Below are 1124 nucleotides of genomic sequence, written 5' to 3'. Positions count from 1 at the left end.
AGCCCTTGGAAGGCGGGGCCGTAGGTGTAGCCGTGTTGGTGGAGGGTTTCGTAGGTGTGGGTGAGGTTGATGGGGTGGGTGTTGGTGGGGGGCCAGGTGGTGGGTTTGGTGGGGTTGGGTGTGTTGGTGTTGGTGAGGGTGCCGGTGGCGTGTTGGGTCCAGGGGTGGTCGTCGCCGTCGGGTCGTGAGTAGATCGCGAACTCTCTGCCGGTGACCGTGATCTGGATGTGTACGTTGCCGTGTTCGGGGAGTGTGAGGGGTGCGGCGAGGGTGAGTTCTTCGATGGTGTCGTAGCCGGTGCGGTCGCCGGCCTGGGTGGCGAGTTCGACGAAGGCGGTGCCGGGGAGGAGGACGGTGCCGAAGATGGTGTGGTCGGCGAGCCAGGGGTGTGTCTTGAGGGACAGCCGGCCGGTCAGGACGAGGCCTTCGCCGTCGGCGAGTTCGATGGCCGCGCCCAGCAGGGGGTGCTCTGCGGAGACCAGCCCCGCGGAGGAGACATCGCCTGTGCCGGAGGAGACGGGCTCAAGCCAGTAGCGCTCGTGTTGGAAGGCGTAGGTGGGGAGCTGGATGGGGTGGGTTCTGGTGTTTTGGTAGTAGGTGGTCCAGTCGATGGTGGTGCCGTTGACGTGGAGGTGGGCGAGGGCGGTGATGAGTTGTTGTGCTTCGGGTCGGTTTTTGCGCATGGCTGGTGTGCCGTTGGTGAGGGCGGAGAGGGTGGCGTCGGGTCCGAGTTCGAGGAGGTTGTCGATGCCTTGTTCCGTCAGGGTGTGGATGGCGTCGGTGAAGCGGACGGGTCGGCGGACGTGTTCGACCCAGTAGTCCGCGGTGCAGAGTTCATCCGGTGCTGTGAGCCTGCCGGTGACGGTGGAGACGATGGGGATCCGGGGTGCCTGGAAGGTGAGTCCCGAGACGACGTCCCGGAAGTCGTTGAGCATGGGTTCCATGAGGGGGGAGTGGAAGGCGTGGCTGACGGGGAGCCGTTTGAACTTCACTCCGAGGGACTGTGCGATGTCGAGGGTGTCGGTTTCGGTTCCGGCGATGACGAGGGAGTCGGGTCCGTTGATGGCGGCGATCCCGACGGTTGCTTCCCGTCCCGCGAGGAGGGGGAGGACGGCTTCTTCGGT

At 65.5% G+C, this 1124-nt stretch carries 1 protein-coding gene; it reads right to left on the bottom strand.

The features are described 5' to 3' along the window. Positions 1–1124: acyltransferase domain-containing protein (locus ABD371_RS35680; RefSeq protein ID WP_344486928.1), on the bottom strand; the 1124-nt coding region annotated here is incomplete at both ends.

Origin of the sequence: Streptomyces amakusaensis (genome assembly GCF_039532665.1) — a bacterium.
GTDB lineage: Bacteria > Actinomycetota > Actinomycetes > Streptomycetales > Streptomycetaceae > Streptomyces > Streptomyces amakusaensis.
The sequence above is the reverse complement of the archived record's forward strand: the minus strand, read 5'-3'. Positions and strand labels throughout refer to the sequence as shown.